The sequence below is a fragment of the Kitasatospora sp. NPDC032121 genome (genome assembly GCF_055580145.1).
In genome coordinates this window covers 347,506-371,209 of record NZ_JBVILX010000005.1, presented here as the reverse complement: position 1 = coordinate 371,209, position 23,704 = coordinate 347,506, and the positions used below count along the sequence as shown (strand labels likewise).

The window sequence follows — 23,704 nt, the reverse complement described above, 5'->3', positions numbered from 1 at the left end:
GGTCGCGGTGTCGGCGGCGATGTCGGCCCCGCACACGCGGGGATAGTTCCTGCCCTACGCCGCCCAAGCCCAGCTCCCGCCACCCGCCTCGCCGGGTCGACACGACGGGCCCGACGGTGCGCCCCAGGTTGCGCGGGCATCCGGCGGCCCCGGACGGACGTCCCCGCCTCACCCCACCCCGCGATCCCAGCGCCTGCGCCAGCGCCAGCGCTTGCGCCCTGCGTCCTCCCCTCCCGGGCCGCCGTATCGGTGGGATGACCGATGTGCGGTGGTCGGGTGCGCGGCGATAGTCCTCGGGAGGGCGTTCGCGGGTTGGCCGTGGTGCGCCCGGTTCCTGAAAGGGCTTTCCATGGGCACGCACGCGGATCTGGTGTTTCTCAACGGACGGGTGGTCACGGTCGATGCGGACTTCTCCGTAGCCGAGGCCCTGGCGGTGACCGGCGGGGTCATCAGCGCCGTCGGTCGGCGGGACGACGTGGCCCCGCTCGTCGGGCCCCGTACCCGGGTTGTCGACCTGCGGGGGGCGACGTTGCTGCCCGGTATCAACGATTCCCACCTGCACGGGTGCGCCTTCGGCATGGCGACGCCGCCGCTCTCCCTCGACCTCGGCCACCCCGCGGTGTCCTCGCTCGGGGACGTGGCCGAGGCGGTACGGGAGGCGGCCGGCCTGGCCCCGGCCGGGCAGTGGATCACCGGGCACGGTTGGGACACCGGCTTTCTCGACGAGTGCCTCCTGGATCCGTCGCGGCAGCCCTCGCGGCACGACCTCGATGCCGTCAGCCCGGATCACCCGGTCGTGCTGTACTCCTTCTCCGGACACGCGACATGGGTCAACTCCAAGGCCCTGGAGCTCATCGGGATCGACCGGCACACCGTCGCGCCGCCCGGCGGGGCCATCGTCGTGGACGAGGCGGGGGAGCCGACGGGGCTGCTGCACGAGGGGGCGCAGGACTTCGTCCAGAACGCGCTGCCGCCGCTCAGCCGGCAGGAGCGGAGCGACGCGATCAGGGCGACCCTCGCCACCCTCGCCCGGCTCGGCGTGACCAGCTACACCGAGCCCGGGCTCGGCCCGGGCGGCGAGGGCATCATGAGGGGCGCGCTCGGGGCGGAGACCCTCGACGTCTACCGCGAGCTGCTGGCCAACGGTGAACTGACCGCCCGCGTCGGCGTCCTGCTCCTGCCGACCGGGATGGCGAGCACCACCGAGGAGTTCGCCCGCGGCCTCGCGGACCTCGGCGGCGGACCCGGCGACGCGGATCCGCGCCGCCTCGCGGTCCACGGGGTCAAGGTCTTCGCCGACGGCATCGTGCCCAACAAGACGGCCTGGATGCACGAGCCGTACGTCGGCGGCGGCTGCGGTTCGCTGTGCGTCGGCGGCGACACCGACACCGAGCGCACCGCCGGGATCGCGGCCATGATCCGGCTCGCCCACAGCGCCGGGCACCAGTTGGGCGTCCACGTCACCGGCGACCGGGCCATCGACACCGTCGCGGACGCCTTCGCCGCGGCCATGGCCGAGCACCCGCGGCCCGACGCCCGCCACTACGTCATCCACGGCGACTTCCTCACCGCGCACAGCATGCGGATACTGGCCGCACACGGCTTCGGCGTCAACATGAACCCCACCATCAAGTGGACCGTCGCCGACATGGAGGAGGAGTTCGTCGGCGCCGAACGGGCCGCCTACGCGTGGCCCTACCGCGACGCCATCGACGCCGGTGTGCGGGTCGCCAGCGGTTCCGACGCTCCCGTCACACACCCCGACTGGCGCCAGGGTCTCGCCACCATGATGCTGCGCGAGTCCAAGGCCGCCCGCCGGGTGAGCGGCCCGGAGCAGCGCATCGGCCTCGCCGAGGCGCTGCGCACCTACACGATCGACGCGGCCTGGCAGGACTTCGCCGACGACTGGAAGGGTTCCCTGGAGCCGGGCAAGGCCGCCGACCTGTGTGTGCTCGACGGGGACCTGCTCGGCGCCGACCCGCGTGACATCCCGGCGATGCCCGTCGTCCTCACCGTCATGGACGGACGGGTGGTGCACGACGCCCTTCGCGACTGACGTACGCGATCGTCGCACTCCGGGCACATGATCATCCTTGGGGATGGCAGCGGAGTGGGGTGCGGCGGACATCCTGGAGGCGGCCGCCTCCGTCGCCCGAGCGGCCGCCTCCGTCGCCCGAGCGGCCGCTCCCGGCCCCGCCTGCCTCCGTCGCCCGAGCGGCTGCCGGGGAGTTCGAACCGGCCGCTGATCCGGACTCTCGCGCTGATCCGCATGGTGCGGGAGGTGCGGGAGGTGCGAACGAACCGTCTTGGCGCGGAAATTGATTGACCGTGCCGTATGACGAGGTCGGATCCCAAGTGAGCGCGACGCTACGTTCCGTGCGCCCCGTTAGTTCCCTCACTCGACCGTGTCAATCAATACAGTCGACCGACATGAGCACCTGACCATGTCGCCTGTATGGTGACTCGCAAGCGACTGCTGGTGTGCGACGAAAGGCACGGTCATGACTCAGAAGTCCGTCGGCGGGGCCCGGGCGATCCCCGAGCGCCCCTCGCTCCCCCTGATCGGCCACGCCCTCAACCTCCCCGGCGGGGCCGACCTCCTCGTCCACATGATGAAGGAGGTCAAGGAGCTGGGACCGATCTACCGGCTGCGGATCTTCGGCGCCGAGACCGTCGTCGTCGGCGGCCTCGACCTGGTGGCCGAACTGGCCGACGAGACCCGGTTCCGCAAGAACGTGCACGGGGACCTCGTCGAGGTCCGGCAGATCGCCGGAGACGGCCTGTTCACCGCCTTCAACCACGAGCCGAACTGGCGCAAGGCGCACGACATCCTGATGCCGGCGTTCTCCCTGGGCGCGATGCGCGGCTACCACGGCACGATGCTCAAGGTCGCCCGCTCCCTCATCGGCAAGTGGGACCGGCTCGCCGGCGTGCAGCCGGTGGACGTCCCCGACGACATGACCCGGCTCACCTTCGACACCATCGGACTGTGCGGCTTCGGCTACGACTTCGAGTCGTTCCGCCGCAGCGACGCCCACCCCTTCGTCGAGGCGATGGCCCGCGCCCTGCACTTCACCCAGGAGAAGAGCGAATCCATCCCCGGTTCGGAGCTCTTCAAGCGCAAGCAGGTCGAACGGTTCCGCCGGGACGCCGAGTTGATGACGGACCTGGTCGACGACGTCATCCGGCGGCGCAGGGCCTCCGGCGACACCGGCACCGACGACCTCCTCGGCAGGATGCTGCACACCAAGGACGCGGTGACGGGCGAGCCGCTGGACGACCTGAACATCCGCCACCAGGTGATCACGTTCCTCATCGCCGGGCACGAGACCACCAGCGGCGCGCTCTCCTTCGCGCTCTACTACCTCACCAAGCACCCCGAGGTCCTCAGCCGGGCCCAGGCCGAAGTGGACGCGCTGTGGGGCGACGCCGAGAACCCCGAGCCCGACTACGGGGACGTCGGCAGGCTCAGCTACGTCCGCCAGGTGCTCAACGAGAGCCTCCGCCTGTGGCCGACCGCCCCCGGCTTCGCCGTGGAGCCCCTCGAGGACACGGTGATCGGAGGCAAGTACGCCGTGCGCAAGGGCGAGACGCTGATGGTGCTCACCCCCGCCCTGCACCGCGACCCCGCCTGGGGCGAGAACGTCGAGCTGTTCGACCCGGAGCGCTTCTCGCCCGAGCGGGAGGAGGCGCGGTCGGTCCACCTCTTCAAGCCGTTCGGCAACGGCGAACGCGCCTGCATCGGACGGCAGTTCGCCCTGCACGAGGCCACCCTGCTGCTCGGCCTCCTGGTGCACCGCTACCGGCTGATCGACCACGCCGACTACCAGCTGAAGATCAAGTCGTCGCTCACCATCAAGCCCGACGCGTTCACGCTCGACCTGGCCCGCCGCACCAGCGGCGAACGCAGGACGCCCGCCCGGGCCTCCGCCCTCGCCACCACCCTGGCCCCCGCCCCCGCCTCCGCCACGACCACGGCCACCGGCGGCCACACCCGGACGACCACGGTCCGGCGCGCCGCCGGCACCGCCCTCACCCTGCTGCACGGCTCCAACCTCGGCACCTGCGCGGGCATCGCCCGGGATCTCAGTGTCGACGCCGAGGACCACGGCTTCACCCCGTCCGTCACCTCCCTCGACGACCGCGCCGGCCGGCTCCACGCCGCCGACGGCCCGGTGGTGATCGTGGCCGCCTCCTACAACGGCCGGCCCACCGACGACGCGGCCGAGTTCGTCGCCTGGCTCGACGGCCTGGCGCCCGGCGCGCTCGACGGACTCCAGTACGCCGTCCTCGGCGTCGGCGACCGCAACTGGGCGGCGACCTACCAGCGGGTCCCCGCACTCATCGACGAACGCCTGGCGGCGGCCGGCGCCACCCCGCTCCTCGACCGCACAGCCGCCGACGCCTCCGGCGACTTCGCGGGCACGGTCGACCGGTGGACGACCGAGCTGTGGACCGTACTGCTCGACCGGTACGGCGCGGCGGTGGAGGAAGCCGCCCAGGCCGGCCCGGCCGCCCCGGCCACCGAAGCGCATGACGAGGGGCAGGGCCAGGACCAGGGCCAGGACCAGGGCCAGGGCCAGGACCAGGGCCAGGGCCAGGGCCAGGGCCAGGGCCTGTACGAACTCCAGGACACCGCCGAATCCGTCACCGCCGGACTCGCCGCCCGCCACGGCCTCCTGCCGATGGAGGTGCTCGACGCCCGCGAACTCGTCGACACCGATCACGAACTCGGCCGCTCCAAGCGCTTCCTGAGGCTGCGACTGCCCGAAGGCGTCACCTACCGCACCGCCGACCACCTCGCCCTGCTCCCGAGCAACCCGCCAGCCCTGGTGCAGCGGGTCGCCGACCGCTTCGGCCTCGACCTGGACCGCACCGTCCGACTGCGCGCCCGCCGCCGCAGCCGCAACGCCCTGCCCGTCGACCGCCCGCTGACGCTGCGCCGACTGCTCACCGACTTCGTCGAACTCCAGGACACCGCCACCCAGGAGCAGGTCGCGGTACTCGCCGCACACACCGCCTGCCCGCCCGAGGAGCAGCCGCTGACCCGACTCGCCACGGCGGCCCCGGAGGAGTTCCGGCAGCAGGTGACCGCCGCCGGACACAGCGTCCTGGACCTGCTGGAGCGCTACCGCGCCTGCGAACTGCCCTTCGAGCACTACCTCGAACTGCTGCCGGTCCTGCGCCCCCGTCACTACTCCGTCTCGTCGTCCGCCGCCGCCCAGCCCGGCGAGGTGGACCTGATGGTCTCGCTGCTCGCCGCACCCCACCGCGCCGGCGAGGGCACCTTCCGCGGCATCGCCTCCCACCACGTGCAGACCCTCCGGGCCGGCGAAACCGTCCAGGCGCGGATACTGCCCTGCGGCGAGTCCTTCCGTCTCCCGGCGGACCCGTCCGTCCCGGTGATCCTGGTCAGCGCCGGCACCGGCCTCGCGCCCTTCCGCGGCGCGGTCCTCGACCGGCACCACACCGGCTCGACCGGTACCCTGCTGTGCTACTTCGGCTGCGACCACCCCGACGTGGACTACCTGCACCGGGAGGAGTTCGAGGCGGCGGAGGCGGCCGGAGCCGTCAGCATGCGCCCCACCTTCATGCACGCGCCCGTCGACGGCGCCCGCTTCGTCCAGGACCGCATCGCCCGCGAGAGCGACGAGGTCTGGGCAGTGCTGCAGGCAGGCGGCCGGGTGTACATCTGCGGCGACGGCCGCCGGATGGCCCCCGCCGTACGGGAGGCGTTCACGGCCGTCCACCGCGAGCACACCGGCGCGAACGACGAGGAGGCCGCCGCCTGGCTGGCCGAGCTGATCGCGTCCGGCCGCTACGTCGAGGACGTCTGGGCCGGCTGACTCCGGGCACGCGTGAGGCCCCACCGTCGTCGACGACGGTGGGGCCTCGCCTCACAACCCTTTTCTCAGTCCGTCGGCACGTCCGCGAGCTCCAGCCGCCCCCCAGCCAGGGCCACGGTCGCCGACACCAGCGCCTGCAGACCGACCCGCTCGGACTCCTCGTCCGGCAGGCAGAGACGCTGCATCGTCAGCCCGTCGAACCCGGCGAGGAAGAACCGGGCGACCGTCGCCGAAGGCTGGGCCAACTCGTGCCCCGCCCGCGCGGCCGCCTCGGCCACCAACTGCGCCGTCACCTCTATGACCCGCCGGTAGTGCTCCTGGCGGGCCTCGGCCAGCCGAGGAGTGCGGAGGGCGAACATGGTCAGTTCGGTGAGCAACTGGTGATTCGTCGCCGGCTCCAGCACGGTCCGCCACAACTCACCCGCCAACGCGGCGACCGTCTCCGCGAACCCGCCACCCTCCGGCGCCGCCCGCCCCACCCGAGCGGTCAGCTCGTCGGTGATCTGGTCCATGACCGCCCGGTACAGGTCCTCCTTCGTACCGAAGGTGTAATGCACCGTGGCCTGGGACACCCCCAGCTCGGCAGCGATCGCCCGGGTGCTCCCGGCGGCGACGCCCTCCCGGGACATGAGGTCGATGGCCGCCTTGATGAGCTGCGGACGGCGTTCGGCGGCAGTGACATGAGCCATCCGGCGATTATAGCGACTTAGTCTCCCGATTCAGTCGCTCACTCGCACCACCGGCCGCCCGGAGCACCGCTACCGGAGCACCGCTACCGGAGCACCGCTACCGGAGGACCTGGCGGAACACCCCGGACGGCCCCGGGGCACCAACCCGCCGGCGGTTCGTTCGGCTCTCCAGCGGCTTCGGGCGTGCGCACCGCCGGGCTGGGTGGCAGCGTGGAGGAGGGAGCCGGATACGCGGGGACGGCCTGCATGCATAGAGCGGACAGCCACGCCAACGGGGGGACGGAACCTGGCGGACCGGGGGAGTACCGGTCCGCCGGGGGGCGGTCACGCTCGAAGCTGGGGACGCACAGTGTCGCCGGGCAGGTGTTCCTGTGGCTGTTGGTCGTCGTGGTGCTGCTGGTAGGTGCCGGGTTGACGGCGCTCGTCCTGCAGGCCCGCGGCAACGCCACGAGTGACGCCGTGCAACGCACGCGCGCCGCGGCCGTCACCATGGCGCAGGCCCCCACGGTGGCGGCTGCTCTGGACAGCGCCGACCCGACCGCGGTGCTGCAGCCGCTGGCCCTGGCCGTCGCTCACAAGGGCGGCTTCGACTACGTCGCGGTCGCCGGCCCCGACGGGAAGCGCTACGCGCAGACCGCCCAGCCCGAGCTGATCGGGAAGCACCTCATCGGCCCGTACCAGCAGGCCCTCAACGGACCGATCACCACCAGCTTCACCGCGCCCATCGGACGGGTCGTGGAAAGCAGCGCGCCGGTCACCAGGCCGGACGGCTCGGCCGCCGGCCTGGTCCAGGTCGGCTACACCGTCGCGCACGTGAGCAGTACGGTGAGTAGCCAGTTGCCGGTGCTGTTCGGCGGTGCGGCCGCCGCGCTCGCCGTGGGCACGGGCGGGGCGGTGCTGGTGCGGCGGCGGTTGCGCCGCCAGACCCACGGCCTGGGCCCGGCCGAGATGACGCGGATGTACGAGCACCACGACGCGGTGCTGCACGCTGTGCGCGAGGGCGTGCTGATCGTCGGCGGGGACGGGCGGGCGCTGCTGGCGAACGACGAGGCCCGGCGGCTGCTGAAGCTGCCGCCCGAGGTGGAGGGGCGGCCGATCAGCGAGCTCGGGCTCGATCCGGGGCTGGCCGAGCTGCTGGTGTCCGGGCAGGTCGCCACCGATGAGGTGCATCCGGCCGGGGACCGACTGCTCGCGGTCAACAACCGCTCCACGGCGCCGTTCGGCGGTGGGCCCGGCAGTGTCGCGACGATCCGGGACACCACCGAGCTGCGGGCGCTGGCCGGGCAGGCCGAGGCGGCCCGGAGCCGGCTGCAGCTGCTCTACGACGTCGGGCTGCGGGTCGGCACGACCCTGGACATCGTGCGGACCGCCCAGGAGCTGGCGGATGTGACGGTTCCCAGGTTCGCGGACTTCGCCACCGTCGAGCTGGCCGAGGCGGTGCTGCACGGTGAGGAGCCGCTCCCCGGCACGGGCGTCGCGGGAGGCCCGCGGATCCGCCGGGTGGCCGCGGGCGGCATCCGCGAGGACCGGCCGTTCTACCCGGTGGGTTCGCAGATCAGCCCGCTGCCCGGCACGCCGGAGGCCACTGCCATGGAGAGCGGGCGTGCCACGCTGGTTGCCGACCTGGGTCAGGCACACGTGTGGCGGGCACGCGACCCGCAGACCGCCGACCGGATCCTCGCGTACGGCGTTCACTCGCTGATCTCCGCGCCACTGGAGGCACGCGGCCAGCCCCTGGGCACGGTCAGCTTCTGGCGTGCGGGGCGGTCGGAGCCGTTCGGGCCGGAGGATGTCGCCTTCGCCGAGGAGCTGATCGCCCGCGCGGTGATCTGCGTCGACAACGCCCGCCGCTACACCCGCGAGCGCCGGATGGCCGAGGCACTGCAGCGCAGTCTGCTGCCCCGGGGACTGCCCGAGCAGAGCGCCCTGGAGACGGCCTACCGCTACCTGCCGGCGCTGAACAGGGTCGGCGGGGACTGGTTCGACGTCATCCCGCTGCCCGGTTTCCGCGTGGCACTGGTCGTCGGCGACGTCGTCGGGCACGGCCTGCACGCCGCCGCGACCATGGGCCGACTGCGCACAGCCGTTCTCAACTTCGCCGCCCTCGACCTGCCCCCGGACGAGTTGCTCGCCCGTCTCGACGAACTGGTCGCCCGGCTCGACCCGGACGAGGAGGGGGCGGGAGAAGGCGACGTCGAGGGCCAGGACGAGGGTGAGGGCGGGCGGACGGTCACGGGCGCCACCTGCCTGTACGCGATCTACGACCCGGTCTCCGGACACTGCACCATGGCGCGGGCGGGTCACCCACCGCCCGCACTGGTCCGCGCCGACGGCAGCGTGGAGTTCGTCGACCTGCCCGCCGGGCCGCCACTCGGCGTGGGCGGCCTGCCCTTCGAAGCCACCGAACTCCAGCTGGCACCCGGCGCCGTTCTGGTCCTCTACACCGACGGACTCGTCACCAGCCGTGACCGCGACCTGGGGACCGGACTCGCCACGCTGCGCCGTTCCCTGGCGAACGCCCACGCGGACGCGTCCCCGGAGGAGATCTGCCGGGCCGTGTTCGACGCGGTGGCCCCGCCGAGTCCGAGCGACGACATCGCACTCCTCGTCGCACGCACGCAACTGCTCACGCCCGACCAGGTGGCCACCTGGGACGTACCCGCCGACTTCGCGGCCGTCTCCCGCGTCCGCAACGCGTGCACCGACCAGCTCGCCGCCTGGGACCTGGAGGAACTGGCCTTCACCACCGAGCTGATCCTCAGCGAACTGGTCACCAACGCCATCCGCTACGGCACTGAGCCCATCCGCGTGCGCATGCTGCGCGACACCAGCCTGGTCTGCGAGGTCTCGGACGGCAGCAGTACCGCCCCGCACCTGCGCTACGCGGACACCACGGACGAGGGTGGCCGGGGCCTGTTCCTGGTGGCCCAGCTGGCCGAACGATGGGGGACCAGGTACACGGCACGCGGCAAGGTCATCTGGTCGGAGCTGCCACTGACCGCACCCGAGTTCCGGTTCGAGGCGATGCTGCTGTGACCGGGGCTCCGGATGTCACCGGGGCTCCGAAGCGGCTTTCACCGGCCCGGTCGCGCCGCGGAAGCGCCCTGATCCGGGTCCCGTGGCTGCGGGCCTCCTGGGCGGCGGCTCCGGAGCGTGAGGTCTCGATCTCGGCGTAGGCGTCGGCAGCACCGGTTTCAAGGGCGGCAGCCCCGGTTTCCAGGGGGGGCATTCGCCGCCGCACGCCGGGTACGCGATTGCCCTAACCCCCGTGGAGACCTTCAGGCCCCGGGGTTAGCCTCGGTCTGAAGTTCCCGGGCGGCTGATTCGCGCGCCTGGCGCCCAGGCACGACGTCAAGGAGGACGGCATGGCTGGGGTCTTTCATGCGGGCGCATCCGTGGCGGCCGGGCCCGAGTTGACCGGGTCGGGCCGGACGCTGCTGGTGATCGTCGCGGTGATCGGGGCAGGAGCCCTGGTGGTGGCCTGGGCGCTTGCGCGCCAGGTCCTGGCCGCGGACGAGGGCACCGAAACGATGAGGCGGATCGCCGGGGCAGTTCAGGAGGGCGCGAACGCCTACCTGAGGCGCCAGTTCCGCACCCTGGGCGTCTTCGCCGGTGTGGTGCCCTTCGTGCTGTTGCTGTTGCCGGCGGACGACTGGGCGCAGCGGATCGGGCGTTCGGTGTTCTTCCTGGTCGGGGCGGCGTTCTCGGCGACGACGGGGTACGTCGGGATGCAGCTCGCGGTGCGCAGCAACGTTCGGGTGGCGGCGGCGGCCCGGGCGGGGACGCCGCCCGTCCCGGCCGTCGAGTCCTGGGAGGGACCGACGGCGGCATCGATCGTGCGGGAGGTGTCGCAGCGGGCGATGCGGATCGCCTTCCGCACCGGTGGGGTGGTGGGGATGTTCACCGTGGGGCTGGGTCTCCTGGGGGCGGCCACGGTGGTGCTGATCTACCAGGCGAACGCGCCGAAGGTACTGGAGGGCTTCGGCTTCGGTGCGGCGTTGCTGGCGATGTTCATGCGGGTGGGCGGCGGGATCTTCACCAAGGCCGCGGACGTGGGCGCGGACCTGGTGGGCAAGGTCGAGCAGGGGATCCCCGAGGACGATCCCCGCAACGCGGCGACGATCGCCGACAACGTGGGTGACAACGTGGGCGACTGCGCGGGGATGGCGGCCGACCTGTTCGAGTCCTACGCCGTGACCCTGGTCGCCGCGCTGATCCTGGGCAGGTCCGCCTTCGGCGACGACGGGCTGACCTTCCCCCTGGTGGTGCCCGCCATCGGGGTGCTCACGGCGGTCCTGGGCATCGAGACGGTCTCCCCCCGGCGCACGGACCGCAGCGGGATGACCGCCATCAACCGCGGCTTCCTCGTCTCCGCCGCGGTGTCCCTCGCCCTGGTGGCCGGCGCGGTGTTCGCGTTCCTGCCGGCCCGCTTCTCCGGACTGCACGGGGTGCCTGCCGAGATCACCCGGCACGCGGGCAGTCCGCGGGTGTTCGCCCTGGTGGCGGTGGCCATCGGGATCGTGCTGGCCACCGTCATCCAGCAACTGACCGGCTACTTCACCGAGACCACCCGCCGCCCGGTACGGGACCTGGGCAAGACCTCGCTGACCGGGCCGGCCACCGTGGTGCTCTCCGGCGTCGCGCTCGGCCTGGAATCGGCCGTGTACTCCGCGGTGGCCATCGGAGCCGCCGTCTACGGCGCCTTCCTGCTCGGCGGCGGCTCGTTGATCCTCTCCTTGTTCGCGGTCGCGCTGGCCGGGACCGGACTACTGACCACCGTCGGTGTGATCGTCGCGATGGACACCTTCGGCCCGGTCTCCGACAACGCCCAGGGCATCGCGGAGATGTCCGGGGACATCACCGGCGCGGGCGCCCAGGTGCTCACCGAACTGGACGCCGTCGGCAACACCACCAAGGCGACCACCAAGGGCATCGCCATCGCGACCGCGGTGCTCGCCGCCACCGCGCTGTTCGGCTCCTACACCGACACCATCGCGACCGCCGAGGCGCAGATCGGCCCGGCCGCCCACGGACCGAGCCTGAGCCTGGCCATCGACCAGCCCAACAACCTGGTCGGTCTGCTGGTCGGCGCAGCCGTCGTCTTCCTCTTCTCCGGCCTGGCGATCAACGCCGTCTCACGTTCCGCCGGCGCGGTCGTCTTCGAGGTCCGGCGCCAGTTCCGGACCCGGCCCGGCATCATGGACGGCACCGAGCGGCCCGAGTACGGCCGTGTGGTGGACATCTGCACCCGGGACGCGCTGCGCGAACTGGTCACCCCGGGCCTGCTCGCCGTGCTGACCCCGATCGCCCTCGGCTTCCTCCTCGGCGTCGGTCCGCTGGGCTCCTTCCTGGCCGGAGCGATCGGCGCGGGCACCCTGATGGCCGTCTTCCTGGCGACCTCGGGCGGCGCCTGGGACAACGCCAAGAAGCTGATCGAGGACGGTCACCACGGCGGCAAGGGCAGTCCCGCGCACGCGGCCACGGTCATCGGCGACACGGTGGGAGACCCCTTCAAGGACACCGCAGGACCAGCCATCAACCCGCTTCTCAAGGTGATGAACCTGGTCTCCCTCCTGGTGGCGCCCGCGATCGTCAACCTCAGCTTCGGGGCGCACGCCAACCTGGGCCTCCGGCTGGCCGTCGGCCTGCTGGCCCTGGCGGTCGTCGTCCTCGCCGTGTGGATCTCCAAGCGCCGGGGCACCGTCATCGGCACCGACGAAACGCCCACCGGCACCCACGCGCCGGAGGAACCCGCGCCCGTCCGGTGACGAGACCCCCGCGACACACGCGGACATCTCCATGACGCCGGGCATCGAGGGCTGGTACCTGCCGGCCGAACTCGAAGCACGCGTACGAATCATCCGCAGAAGCACCGGGTCCGTGGTGCCTGGCGGCGGGTCCGGATGGTCCTGCTTTCCGCCGAGGGCAGGCCGGTGGCGAAGATCGCCGGCGTGACGTTCACCGGCGCTGACCGCCGGGATCGCCCCTCGGTGTTCACCAGCCGTCGGTGAGCCGGAAGGGGCGTGTGAAGGAGGCTCCGCCCGTGTTGACCCACTCGTCGAGGACGCCGTAGGTGTCGTTGCGGGCGATGAGGTCGGCGCGGCCGGTGCCGCGGAAGTCGCCGGCGACGGTCTGGGAGAACGGGCTCCAGCCGTCGGTGACGAGGACGCGGCTGCGGAAGGTTCCGTCCCCGTTGCCGGGCCACAGGTAGAGGTTGCCCGTCGAGTCCTCGCGGGCCATCAGGTCGGCGTGGCCGGTGCCGCGGAAGTCGCCGGCGACGGTCTGGGAGAACGGGCTCCAGCCGTCGGTGACGAGGACGCGGCTGCGGAAGGTTCCGTCCCCGTTGCCGGGCCACAGGTAGAGGTTGCCCGTCGAGTCCTCGCGGGCCATCAGGTCGGCGTGGCCGGTGCCGCGGAAGTCGCCGGCGACGGTCTGGGAGAACGGGCTCCAGCCGTCGGTGACGAGCACGCGGACGCCGAAGGTTCCGTCCCCGTTGCCGGGCCACAGGTAGAGGTTGCCCGTCGAGTCCTCGCGGGCCATCAGGTCCGCGTGGCCGGTGCCGCGGAAGTCGCCGGCGACCGTCTGGGAGAACGCGCCCCAGCCGCCCGTCAGGTCGATCCTGGCGGCGAAGGACCCGTCTCCCAGCCCTGCCCACTCGTACAGGTGCCCGTCCGAGTCGTCGCGGGCGACGAGGTCGCCGCTGCCCTTGCCGTGGAAGGCTCCGGCCGTCGTCTGGGAGAAGGTGTGGGAGGGCCTGGTCGGAGCGGGCCGCGGGGCGAGGACCTCGGCGAGGGCCGCGTTTCCGTTGGTGGTGAAGTGCAGGTGGTCGGAGTCGACGTAGCCGGCGAACGCGGCGCTCGGGTTGATCGGGTCGCGGGTCGCCTCGTCGAAGTCGTGGAAGCCGTCGATCTCCGTCGTCGTGCGGATCCAGCTGTTCACCCGTCGGCGCACCTGGTCCCGGGCGACGGTGTAGTCGCCGTAGCCCTGGAAGGCGGGGATGGTGGCCACGGTGAAGCGGAGCCCGGCCGCGTGCGCGCGCGAGGCCAACTGCCGGATCCCCGACACGATCGCGGTGTCGGAGGCGTCGTCCATCGTGATGTCGTTGATGCCCTCGTACAGCACGACGCTCCGCACGCCGGTCTGGGAGAGCACGTCCCGGTCGAAGCGGTTGAGCGCGCTCTGGCCGAACCCGACGCGTCCTCCCGTCCCGTCGGTGAGGATCCGGTTGCCGGAGATGCCCTTGTTGACGATGCCCTCGGGCGTCGGCTGGGCCCTGAGGGCGCGCCCGTAGTCGTCGGTCCAACGGGTGTTGGAGTCCTGGTAGGTGTGCCCGCCGTCCACCTGCGAGTCGCCGAGGGCGACGACCGTCCCGCCGCTGCCGGCGGCCGTGACGTCAAGACCGCTGAGGTAGGCCCAGTAGTCGTACCTGGCAGGGAGGTTGGCGCCGCCGGTGTCCTGGCTGTGGTCGGCGCCGTCGCCGGGAGCGGAGGTGTAGGAGGTCGTGAGCGTGTAGGGGTGGTAGGGCGCGGTGGTGATCCCGTCGGGGAGCCAGAGGCTGACCAGCAGGTTCTCGTCCGCGGCGACCGGGAAGGCGGTGGGGTCGCTGTAGATCTCGCCGCCGGGCGGGATGACGGTTTGGCCGGATCCGCCGAACGTCAGGGTGACGGGCGTGGCGGTTGCCGTGGCCGGGTTCCCGTTCCGGGCCGCGGTCCCGTCCTGGGCCGCGATCGTGACGTGCCCGATGGTCACCGGGTCCGGGCTGAAGGTGTTCGCCAGGCGGATCCGGGCGGAGCTGCCGCCGATGCTGGTGTGGATGACCATGCGCAGCGTCTGCCGGCCCGTCACGCCCGAGGACGCGGGTGGTCCGGCCAGGCTCATGGCGGTGCCCCAACTCCCGGTCCAGGCCGAGGACGCGGGACGGGGTGCGCTCGGGCCGGATGCCGGCGCGGCGGCCAGCGGCCCGCAGCAGGTGGCCGCGTACGCGGGGGCCGTGGGCGGCAGGGTGACGAACGCGCCGACGACGACAGCGGCTGCCGTCATGGCGGACAGGCGGCCCCGCGGCGGGCGGTGGGCGACGTGCACAGGAATCCTTTCGCTGGGTACGGAAAACCCTTTTCCCGCGCGGTCCAGGCGGCGGACAATGGCGGCGCCCCCTTTCCCGGACGAGGAAATCCGAGATAGCGGCGAGAACTCTCGGAGCTCGTCCGCCGCCCACGATGCAATCACTCCCGGCCCGGAGTCCGCCATGCGGAACACCAGGCGGAAAGCATGGGGAAGTTCCCGCAGAAACCGCGTCACCAGGCACGTTCCTCCGGTGGCGCACGGTTCGACGGAGGAGCGGATTCGTCCGGGACCGAACCGGATGAGCGGGAAAGGGCAGCTCGGCCTGACCATGCGTCAGCCCACGGTTGCGCCTGGCGGATTTGCGATATACCGTCTCGGGCATTTCCTGCTCGACAATCCGCCAAATACCTCCTGGCGTGATCACCTGCCGACCTCGAATCAGGGGCAATCACATGGCAATCGGACGACGGCGACTCCTCGCCTCCCTCGCAGTCACCGCCCTCGCCGCACCCGTCCTGGCCAAGGGGACCGCGACCCGCGCCGCCGCGGCCACGGCTACGGGCACGGCTCTGACCGCCGGCTCCGGGCCGCTGTTCATGCAGGTCGTCGCCCACGAGGACGACGACATCCTGTTCATGAACCCGGACCTGTCCAACGCGATATCCGACGGCACGCCGTCCGTCACGGTGTTCGTCACCGCGGGGAACATCACCGGTGACCCGTGCAGCGGGGGCTGCGACGACCCCGCCGGCGATCCGCTGCGCACCTGGAACCGCCAGATGGGCGCCGTCAACGCCTACTCCCGGATGGCCGGAGTCGGTGACACGGACCCGGCGACCGACGAGATCGGGCACTGGATCGTCGAGGCCTGGACGGTCGCGGGCAAGCAGGTCGAGCGGTACATGCTCAGGGACCGGTCGGTACACCTGATCTTCCTCAACCTGCACGACGCCGGGCTCGCCAACGTGCTGAACGGCGGCACCGACACCACGGTCGTCCCGAAGGACAGCCCGCTGTCCGGGCCGTCGACCTACACGGCGGCGGACGTCGTCGAGGTGCTGCGGCAGATCATGGTGACGTACCGGCCGACCGTGCTCCGGGCTCAGGACGAACTCCCGGACACCCGCTACAAGGGCGACCACTCGGACCACATCTCCGCCGCGAAGTTCGCAGGCATGGCGGCGAGTCAGTACGGCGGCTCGCTGATCCAGGTGAACTACCGGGACTACAACATCAGCGACGTCCCGGTGAACCTGGACCCGGCGACGGTCGGCACCAAGGCCTTGTTCGTCTCCGAGTACGCCAGCCACGACCACTCGGGGAACTACGAGACCGCCTGGTTCTCCCGGATGTACTACCGCTGGTCGCGCGGGACCTCCTGGGCCGGGCTGAACCAGGACGGCCGGCCGCAGGTCTTCGTCGTCCGGGCCGGCTCCCTCTACACCTACTGGCGCCAGGGGGACGGCAGTTGGGGCGGCCCGGCGCCGATGGCCGACCCGGGCGGGCGGCTGGCGCCGGGCATCGCCGTCGGCACCAACGCGGACGGCCGGATGGAGGTCTTCGCGCGCCGCCTGACCGACCACCACATCATCTGCGTACCGCAGATCGCCCCCAACAGCGTGTGGCGGAACAGCTGGGCCGACCTCGGCAACCCCAACGCCGGGCTCAACAACGCGGACCAGGTCGGCGTGCCCGCGGTGGTCTCCTCCCAGGACGGCCGGTTGGAACTCTTCATCAAGAACGGCGGCGGCGGCCTCAGCAGCATCCGGCAGACCACCCCGAACGGTGCCTGGACGACCACCTGGGAGGACCTGCGCGGCACCGACCTCCAGGACCCGGTCACCGCGATCCGCAACGGTGCCGGGAGGATCGAGGTCTTCGCCAGCACCCGCTCCGAGGTCCTCAACTGGTGGCAGACCGCACCGAACGACGCCATCAACGGCCCGGTCTCGATTCCGAACGCCCGCCCGGCGAGCCCGCCCAAGGCCGCGCTCGACCAGGACGGGCGGATCGAACTCGCCTACCGCGAGGCCGACACCGGTGCCATGCTGGTCAGCTACCAGACCCGGCTCGGCAGTTCGTGGAGCCAGTCCCCGGCCAACCTCGGCGGCCACGCGGGTGTGGGCGAGCCGGCGATGGCCAACCTCAACGGACAGGTCGTCCTGTTCGAGCGCAACGGTGGCGGCGGCGTGAGCACCACCGCCCAGACCGCCCCGAACGCCGGCTACGGCGCCTGGCAGGACCTCGGCGGCACCGTCCTCGACCACCCGACCGCGATCGTCGACGGCGGCGGCGTCCTCCACGTGTTCGCCATCGGCACGGACGGCCGCGTCTACTTCCGTGCGGGCACCTCGGCCACCGGATTCGGCGGCTGGCAGGGCCTGCCGCTCTGACAGCAGGTCTCGCCGGCCGGTCGGGAGCAGTCCCGACCGGCCGGCGGGCCCCGGCTGACGGGCCCCAGGTCGGCGGGACTCGTGTGGCGGGGTGGGTCGAGAGGCGGTGGGAGCGCTCCCACCGCGTGTAGGATGGCCGCCCCCGAGAGTGCGCAAGCATGTCTCCCGAACAGTCGACCTCGTGGATCACTTCCGTCGCCCCGTTCCGGACGATCGCCCGGTGAGCCACGCCGGAGTGTGATCATGCCCCGAACTGAACGGCCGGGTCCCGGAACCGCCCGGTCCGGCGCGCGACCGACGGTGGAAGACGTGGCCGCTCGCGCGGGAGTCAGCCGGGGAACGGTGTCCCGGGTCATCAACGGTTCGCCCAAGGTGAGCACCGAGGCGAGGGAGGCCGTGGAGCGCGCCATCGCCGAGCTCGGTTACGTACCCAACCATGCGGCACGGTCCCTGGTGACCTCGCGGAGCGATGTCATCGCCCTGGTCGTCCCGGAAAGCGCGGCGCGGCTGAGGTCGGAACCGTACTTCTCGGACGTCATCACCGGGATCTCCGACGAACTCGCCGCGACCGACCTGCAGTTGCTGCTGGCCCTGGTCCGCAACGAGGACGAACGCGAGCGTCTGACGCGCTACCTCACCGCGCGTCGGGTCGACGGTGTGCTCCTGGTCTCGGTGCGTCAGGACGACCCGCTGCCCGACCTGCTCGAGTGGCTCGAGATGCCGACCGTGCTGGGCGGTCGCCGTTCCGAGCGGGAACCGCTGAGCTATGTCCACGCCGACAACGCGGGCGGGGCCCGGGCGGCCGTCCGGCACCTGGTCGCGCGCGGCAACAGCAGAGTGGCCACCATCACGGGGCCGCTCGACATGGAGGCGGCCGGAGCACGTCTGGCGGGGTACCGGGAGGCGCTCATGGAGGCCGGCCTCCCCTTGGAGGAAGCACTCGTCGCCCACGGCGACTTCACCGAGGCGGGGGGCTACGCGGCGATGCGCGAACTCCTGGCCGGAGCGCCCACCCTCGATGCCGTGTTCTGCGCCTCCGACCTGATGGCCGTGGGCGCGTTCCGGGCGCTGCGCGAGGCGGGGCGGCGCGTGCCGGGACAGGTGGCAGTCGTCGGGTTCGACGATTCCGTTGTCGCCCGGAGCACCGAGCCGCCGCTCACCAGTGTTCGCCAACCGGTCGAGGCGATGGGGCGGTTGATGGTTCAGCTGTTGCTCGAAGAGATCGCCGAACCCGGTCGGCCGCGTCGCCAGGTGACCCTTCCGACCGAACTGACGGTTCGGGCCTCGGCCTGACGGGCTCGGCCTGGCGCTCGGCTTGGCGCTCGGCTTGCGGGTTTGGCCTGGCGCTCGGCCTGGCGGTTTCGTCCTGGCCGATCCGGCCTGAGAGGGCATCAAATTCCGTTGTCCTTCCACGAGCTCCCGGCGGGTGTCGCGACCTACCCGGAGGTCACGGGCTGCTACGCTCCCCATCGTGGGAGCGCTCCCACGCGCCAAGACGTGGAAGCGCGCGTTCGGTAGGAGGGGGGACGGATGCCCGGGGGTGACGTGTCGAAGGCACAGCAAGGGGATGCGGCATTCGGGGGGATGCTGAGGGCGCTTCGGCGTGCAGCGGGACTCACGCACGAGGAACTCGCCCGGCGTTCCCAGGTCAGTGTGAGGACGATCAGCGACATCGAGCGGGGCCGGGTGCGCCGACCACATCGCCGTTCGGTCCAGCAACTCGCGACGGCACTCGGCCTGGGGGCTTCGCGCTTGGAGGGGTTTCTCCGTGCCGCGCGGGCCGTTCCCGGTAGCGGGATCGATCAGCCGGGCGGGGGCCACTGTGGGACGCCGGCCGCCGAGGTGGTGGACGAGCAGCCGTCCGCGGTGGTCGTGATGGTCCTGCCGTTGACGGCGATCGGGGAGAGCGGTCCGTGCTGTCGGCGCCGCCGGCGGTGTCCGCAGCCCCGCCCCGCCCGGCCCCAGCACCAGGGCGGGGCCCGGCCGGGGCGCCGACGCGGCGCGGACTCTTCGGTCCAGGCCCCCTGAAGGTCAGGGCAAGGTCCAGAACCGGGTCGTGACGAGGTAGAAGACGGCGGCCCAGAACGCGGTCACCCCGGTGACGATGCCGAGACCGATGCGGTTGTTCCTCCCCGCAGGCTCGTCCGGCGGGGGCCGCAGCCACCGCTTGAGCAGCCGGTTCACGTAGAAGGGCATCGTCAGGAAGCTCATGGTGAAGCTCGACAGCAGGTTGCCCACCAGCAGTCCGATCCAGAGCGGCATCTTCAGCGGCGAAAGGGCGAGCGTCAGCAGCACGACGGTCGGGTACAGGCCGACCCACACCGCGATGGCGGTCTTGGTCTCCGAGGGCGGCGGCACCTCCTCGCCGTTCTCCTCGAAGGCGAACCAGCTGCCGAAGGAGTTGTCGATCGTCCGGAGTCTGAACTCGTTGAACCTGCTGCCCTCGGCGAGAAGCTTCCGCCGCGCGCCTGACGTCAGCCAGGCGTCGAGGTGCTCGGCACTGTCGAACCGGTACAGGGTGGTCCACTCGTCCTGGAGTCCCTCGACCGGGCGGAAGAGCTCCGTACCGCGAAAGCCCTCGAACGTCCGCTCCTCCTGACTCATCCGCCGCTGCCAGTCGAGGAACTCGTCGACGTGGTCGGGGTGGACACGGTGGGTGACCACGACGGTCACGAGCGGATCCGGTTCCCGCACGCCGCCTCTGACGACCTGCTGGGTTCCCGGACCGTCGAGGTACCTGCTGCCGGCGTCGAGCAGGCGCTGCCTGGTCGCGCTGTTGATCCATGCCTGCAGGTGGGCTATCGAGTCGAACCGGTAGACGACGATCCAGTCGGGCTGCCGGGACGTCGGCGGGGAGACCTCCGCGCCGAGGTAGCCGGGGTAGTCGGCGGCGGCGGCGTTGACGTCCTCCTGCCACGTCTCGTACTCGCGCTCCAGCCCCGGCCGGACCTTCAGACCGATGATGGCCGTCGCCGCAGCGTCCCCGTCCCGGGGCTTCACGGTGTTCCTTTCGACCCCGCCGCCGTCGACACCGGACTGGCTTCGTTCAGCCGGCTGAAGATCCGTTCCGGGGTCAGCGGCAGCGCGCGGTAGCGGACGCCGGTGGCGTCGTGGAGCGCGTTCGCCAGGGCGGCGGCCACCGGGTTGACACAGCATTCCGCAATGCCCTTCGCGCGCAGCGGCCCGACCGAGTCCGAGGACGCCACCAGGAGCACGTCGGTTCGGGGAACGTCGGCGTAGGTGGGGATGCGGTAGTTGCGGAGGTTCGGGTTGACCACGGCACCGCTCGCGTCGATCCGGTGATTCTCGGTCAGCGCGAAGCCGATGCCCTGGGCGACACCGCCGTCCACCTGTCCCCGGACCTGTGCGGGGTTGATGACCTCGCCGGCGTCGGTGGCCTGCACGCTGTAGAGGATGCGGATCTCGCCCGTCACCCGGTGGACGGCGATCCGGAACCCCTGCGTGTTGGAGGTGACGCTTCGCGGCGAGCCGTAGGCCTTGCGGGCGGCGGTGAAACGGATTCCGCGCGCGCGGGCCAGGGCGACGAGGTCCGCCAACGACACGCGCTGCTCGCCGCAGAGGACGCCGTCGTCGTCCATCGAGCACATCACGACGTGGACGCCCGTGTGGGCGGCGGCGAACTCCAGGATCCGGTCCCGCACCGCGTTGGCCGCACGGAGGACGGCGTTGCCCGCCACGAAGAGTCCCGCGCTCGCGAAGGCGCCGGTGTCGAACCCCGTGCGGTCGGTGTCGGACTGCACCAGGCGGATCCGCTCCGGCGTCGTGCCCAACTGGTGGGCCGCGATCTGGACATGGGCGGTCGGGGTGCCCTCGCCGAACTCGACCGTCCCGACAGCCAGCTCGTACACCAGGTCGTCCCCGAGCGTGACCCAGGCCTCCGAGATGTGCTCGGTCGGGGGCGCGGTCTCGTGCAGGGAACTCGCCACGCCGGCCCCGACGAGCCAGTCGGGCCCCGGTGGCGGCTCGTGAGCCGTTCGGGCCATCGCGGCGTCCACCAGGTCGATGCACTCGGCGAGGCCGTCCTCGGTGAACGTCACGTCGTCGGGTCCGTCGTGCAACGCGACGAGCGGATCGCCCGGTCGGACGATGTTGCGGCGCCGCAGTTCCAGCGGGTCGAGGTGCAGGGCGCGGGCCAGTTCGTCCATCGCCGATTCCACGGCGAACGCCGGCTGTGTCGTCCCGTATCCGCGCAGTGCCCCGCTCGGAACGGTGTTCGTGTAGACGGCGAAGGCGTCGTACTTCTTGTTCGGACAGCGGTAGATCATGACGGCCGCGCCACCCGCGTACAGCGTCTCGCCGCCGTGGTTGCCGTAGGCGCCGGTGTTCGACACGTTGCGGACCTGGAACGCCGTGAGCGTCCCGTCCGCCTTCGCGCCGAGCTTGACCGTCAGCGTCATCGGATGCCGGGGCGAGGCCGTGGTGAACTCCTCCTCGCGGGTGTACTCGAAGCAGACCGGCCGCCCGGTGTCCAGCGTGGCGAGCGCGGCCAGATCCTCGGAGATCACTTCCTGCTTGCCGCCGAAGGCGCCGCCGACCCGCTTGCAGAACACCCGCAGCTGGTCCGGCCGCAGGGCGAACAGGTGGGCGAGCTTCGCCTTGGCGATCGACGGCGACTGCGAACTGGTACGCACGTTCAGGCGACCGTCCTCCATCCAGGCGATCGAGCCGTGGGTCTCCAGGTGCGCGTGCTGCACGCGCGGGGAGGAGTACGTGCCCTCGTGGATCACGTCGGCGTCGGCGAATCCGGCATCGACGTCACCGATGTGCGCATGGATCTCCATCAGGACGTTGTGGACCGGATCCCGGACGAAGGGGTCCTGCGAGCCGTGCAGTTGCGGCGCCCCCTCGGCCATCGCCTCCTCGGGGTCGAACACGGCCGGCATGACGTCGTAGTCGACGACGACCCTCCGGCAGCCCTCCTCCGCCGCCCCGACGGTGTCGGCCAGGACGGCCACGACGCGCTGGCCGACGAAGCGCACCGTGTCGTCGAGGATGAAGGTGTCGTCCGGGTCGACGAGATGGTCGGTGTGGATCGCCGTGGTGAAGCGCTTGCGCGGCACGTCCTCCCAGGTGTACACGCGGCGCACGCCGGGAACCGCGAGTGCGGCGGTCTTGTCGATCGAGACGATCCGGGCGTGCGCGTGCGGTGAGTGCAGCACCTTGAGGTGCAGCATGCCTTCGAGACGGGTGTCCATGGTGAACTCGGCGCGGCCGGTCACCACGTCGTCGGCCGCCGGCGCGCCGACACTGGTCCCCACCGCCTTCCCCGGGGCCGCCGTCTCCACACCGGTGACGCCCCGCACGGCGTCCTCGATCGCCCGGTAGCCGGTGCAGCGACAGAGGTTGCCCTTCAACGCCCGGGGCAGGTCGTCCTTCTGGGCCTCGGTGAGCGCCGCCGACGTCATGATCATCCCGGCTGTGCAGAAGCCGCACTGGAACCCCGGGGCGTCACGGAACTGTCGCTGCATCGGATGCAGGTCACCCGGTGATCCGAGACCCTCGATCGTCGTCACCTCGTGACCGTCCGCGCGGAACGCGGGGGTGATGCAACTGTGCACCGGATCGCCGTCCAGCCACACCGTGCACGCGCCGCAATCGCCCGCGTCGCACCCCTTCTTGACACCGAAGTGACCGAGCGAACGGAGGAAGGTACGCAGGCACTGGCCGGGTTGCGGCTCGTCGTCGAAGCTCCTGCCGTTCACCGTGAAGGTCATGCCGGGCCCCCAGCCATGAGTTCGTGACGAATCTCCTCAGCGAAGTGCTTGGTCAGGTGGCGACGGTGTTCGGGAGTCCCGTTCGGATCGGCGAACCAGTAGTCGGCGGGGATGACATCGATGCTGTGCTGAAGAGTTCGTGCGTCGGGAACGCTGTTGAAGGCGATCCGCACCGGCCGCGTGGTGCCGGCGGTGACGGTGAGCGTCAGGTCGTTCGTCCCGGGCGTCCGGGTACCGATGACGAACACCGTCGAGCGGCCGAGCCGGGTCAGTGCGAAGCGGCGGTGCGCGGTGCGTTTCCGCAGGGCACTCGCCGGAATCCTGACGCGGCGCAGCAGTTCGCCAGGTGCGAGGAGGTTCCGCTTGTCGCCGGTCACGAAGTCGAGGGCATCGACGACGCGGATCGACCCGTCGGGAGCCCACAGCTCGTACCAGGCCTCGAGGGCGACCGTCAGCGTGATCATCGGGCCGGCAGGCAACGACAGGCAGATGTTGCCGCCGACGGTCGCCGAGTTCCACACCTTGAACGAGGACAGGAACGCCTCGCAGCCCGTGGCGAAGAGGACACCCGCGGTCCATTCCCGCGGCGGCTCGAAGGCGTACAGGTCGCGGATGGTGCAGGTCGCGCCGATCTCCAGGCCGGTGTCGCCCGGAACGAGCGGATCCCAGCCCAGGGACGTCAGGTCGATCAGGCGGCGCAGGCCCGGCTGCTCGGCGGAGAACAGGAAGGTGCCGCCCGCGAGCCAGGCGTCGCCTTCACGCCAGTCCAGGCCGGGCCGACCGGGCGGGTGCCGGACGACTTCGGTGACGGTGTTGAGGTCCATGGGAACCGTTCTCCCTCATGCCGACCACCGCGCGACGGACCGCCCCCGGAGTCGCTCTCGGGCCGCTGCGGTCGAACGCCCGAGGAGGAGCCTTGGCGGGCGCTGGGACGCACATCCAGCGTATAGCCGGACGAGCCGGGCCCGCCAAGTCAG

The 23,704-nt window shown here is 71.6% G+C and carries 12 protein-coding genes and 1 CRISPR repeat array (1 of these 13 cut by a window edge); of the genes, 7 read left to right on the top strand and 5 right to left on the bottom strand.

Annotated features, from left to right (window positions below):
• A CRISPR array of direct repeats spans nucleotides 1–50; the repeat unit is 29 nt (it extends 407 nt beyond the left edge of the window).
• Nucleotides 51–349: 299 nt separating this feature from the next.
• Together ACZ5OX_RS17665 and ACZ5OX_RS17660 are read left to right on the top strand one after the other, a co-directional pair.
• Nucleotides 350–2,056: an amidohydrolase gene (locus ACZ5OX_RS17665; RefSeq protein WP_465630767.1), complete on the top strand. Its 1,707-nt coding sequence runs from the start codon at nucleotides 350–352 to the stop codon at nucleotides 2,054–2,056.
• A 445-nt stretch (nucleotides 2,057–2,501) separates the two neighbouring features.
• The gene (locus ACZ5OX_RS17660) at nucleotides 2,502–5,846 is read left to right on the top strand and encodes a bifunctional cytochrome P450/NADPH--P450 reductase (RefSeq protein ID WP_465630765.1); all 3,345 of its coding nucleotides are present in this window, start codon (nucleotides 2,502–2,504) and stop codon (nucleotides 5,844–5,846) included.
• A 65-nt stretch (nucleotides 5,847–5,911) separates the two neighbouring features.
• Here the strand turns inward: ACZ5OX_RS17660 and ACZ5OX_RS17655 are convergent, their stop codons facing one another.
• Nucleotides 5,912–6,535, bottom strand: coding sequence for a TetR/AcrR family transcriptional regulator (locus ACZ5OX_RS17655; protein ID WP_465630763.1), 624 nt, complete (start codon nucleotides 6,533–6,535; stop codon nucleotides 5,912–5,914).
• A 363-nt stretch (nucleotides 6,536–6,898) separates the two neighbouring features.
• On the opposite strand from ACZ5OX_RS17655, the gene ACZ5OX_RS17650 reads away from it, so the two are divergent.
• Together ACZ5OX_RS17650 and ACZ5OX_RS17645 are read left to right on the top strand one after the other, a co-directional pair.
• Nucleotides 6,899–9,571, top strand: coding sequence for a SpoIIE family protein phosphatase (locus tag ACZ5OX_RS17650; RefSeq protein ID WP_465630761.1), 2,673 nt, complete (start codon nucleotides 6,899–6,901; stop codon nucleotides 9,569–9,571).
• Between the two features lie 329 nt (nucleotides 9,572–9,900).
• On the top strand, nucleotides 9,901–12,303 hold the full coding sequence (locus tag ACZ5OX_RS17645) for a sodium-translocating pyrophosphatase (RefSeq protein WP_465630759.1): 2,403 nt from the start codon (nucleotides 9,901–9,903) through the stop codon (nucleotides 12,301–12,303).
• A gap of 226 nt (nucleotides 12,304–12,529) precedes the next feature.
• On the opposite strand, the gene ACZ5OX_RS17640 is transcribed toward ACZ5OX_RS17645, so the two are convergent.
• Nucleotides 12,530–14,575 (bottom strand): FG-GAP-like repeat-containing protein, encoded by a 2,046-nt coding sequence (locus ACZ5OX_RS17640; protein ID WP_465630757.1) that lies wholly within the window; start codon nucleotides 14,573–14,575, stop codon nucleotides 12,530–12,532.
• Between the two features lie 476 nt (nucleotides 14,576–15,051).
• Between ACZ5OX_RS17640 and ACZ5OX_RS17635 the strand changes: the two genes are divergently transcribed.
• The 3 genes from ACZ5OX_RS17635 (at nucleotide 15,052) to ACZ5OX_RS17625 (ending at nucleotide 19,020) form a co-directional block, all read left to right on the top strand.
• A complete protein-coding gene (locus tag ACZ5OX_RS17635; protein ID WP_465630755.1) occupies nucleotides 15,052–16,992 on the top strand; it encodes a DUF8189 domain-containing protein in 1,941 nt (646 codons plus the stop codon).
• A gap of 243 nt (nucleotides 16,993–17,235) precedes the next feature.
• Nucleotides 17,236–18,285 (top strand): LacI family DNA-binding transcriptional regulator, encoded by a 1,050-nt coding sequence (locus tag ACZ5OX_RS17630; RefSeq protein WP_465630753.1) that lies wholly within the window; start codon nucleotides 17,236–17,238, stop codon nucleotides 18,283–18,285.
• Between the two features lie 237 nt (nucleotides 18,286–18,522).
• A complete protein-coding gene (locus ACZ5OX_RS17625; protein ID WP_465630752.1) occupies nucleotides 18,523–19,020 on the top strand; it encodes a helix-turn-helix domain-containing protein in 498 nt (165 codons plus the stop codon).
• Nucleotides 19,021–19,023: 3 nt separating this feature from the next.
• Here ACZ5OX_RS17625 and ACZ5OX_RS17620 read toward each other — a convergent pair whose 3' ends face one another.
• Genes ACZ5OX_RS17620 through ACZ5OX_RS17610 form a run of 3 tightly spaced genes read right to left on the bottom strand, consistent with a single transcriptional unit; the run spans nucleotide 19,024 to nucleotide 23,551 of the window.
• Nucleotides 19,024–19,992 carry an antibiotic biosynthesis monooxygenase gene (locus ACZ5OX_RS17620; RefSeq protein ID WP_465630750.1) on the bottom strand — a complete coding sequence of 323 codons (969 nt, stop codon included), beginning with the start codon at nucleotides 19,990–19,992 and terminating at the stop codon, nucleotides 19,024–19,026.
• Nucleotides 19,989–22,727: a molybdopterin-dependent oxidoreductase gene (locus ACZ5OX_RS17615; protein WP_465630748.1), complete on the bottom strand. Its 2,739-nt coding sequence runs from the start codon at nucleotides 22,725–22,727 to the stop codon at nucleotides 19,989–19,991. The genes ACZ5OX_RS17620 and ACZ5OX_RS17615 overlap by 4 nt, the downstream gene beginning before the upstream one ends.
• Entirely contained in the window at nucleotides 22,724–23,551 is an 828-nt protein-coding gene (locus tag ACZ5OX_RS17610) for an FAD binding domain-containing protein (RefSeq protein WP_465630746.1), read from the bottom strand. The genes ACZ5OX_RS17615 and ACZ5OX_RS17610 overlap by 4 nt, the downstream gene beginning before the upstream one ends.
• Nucleotides 23,552–23,704 lie beyond the last annotated feature (153 nt).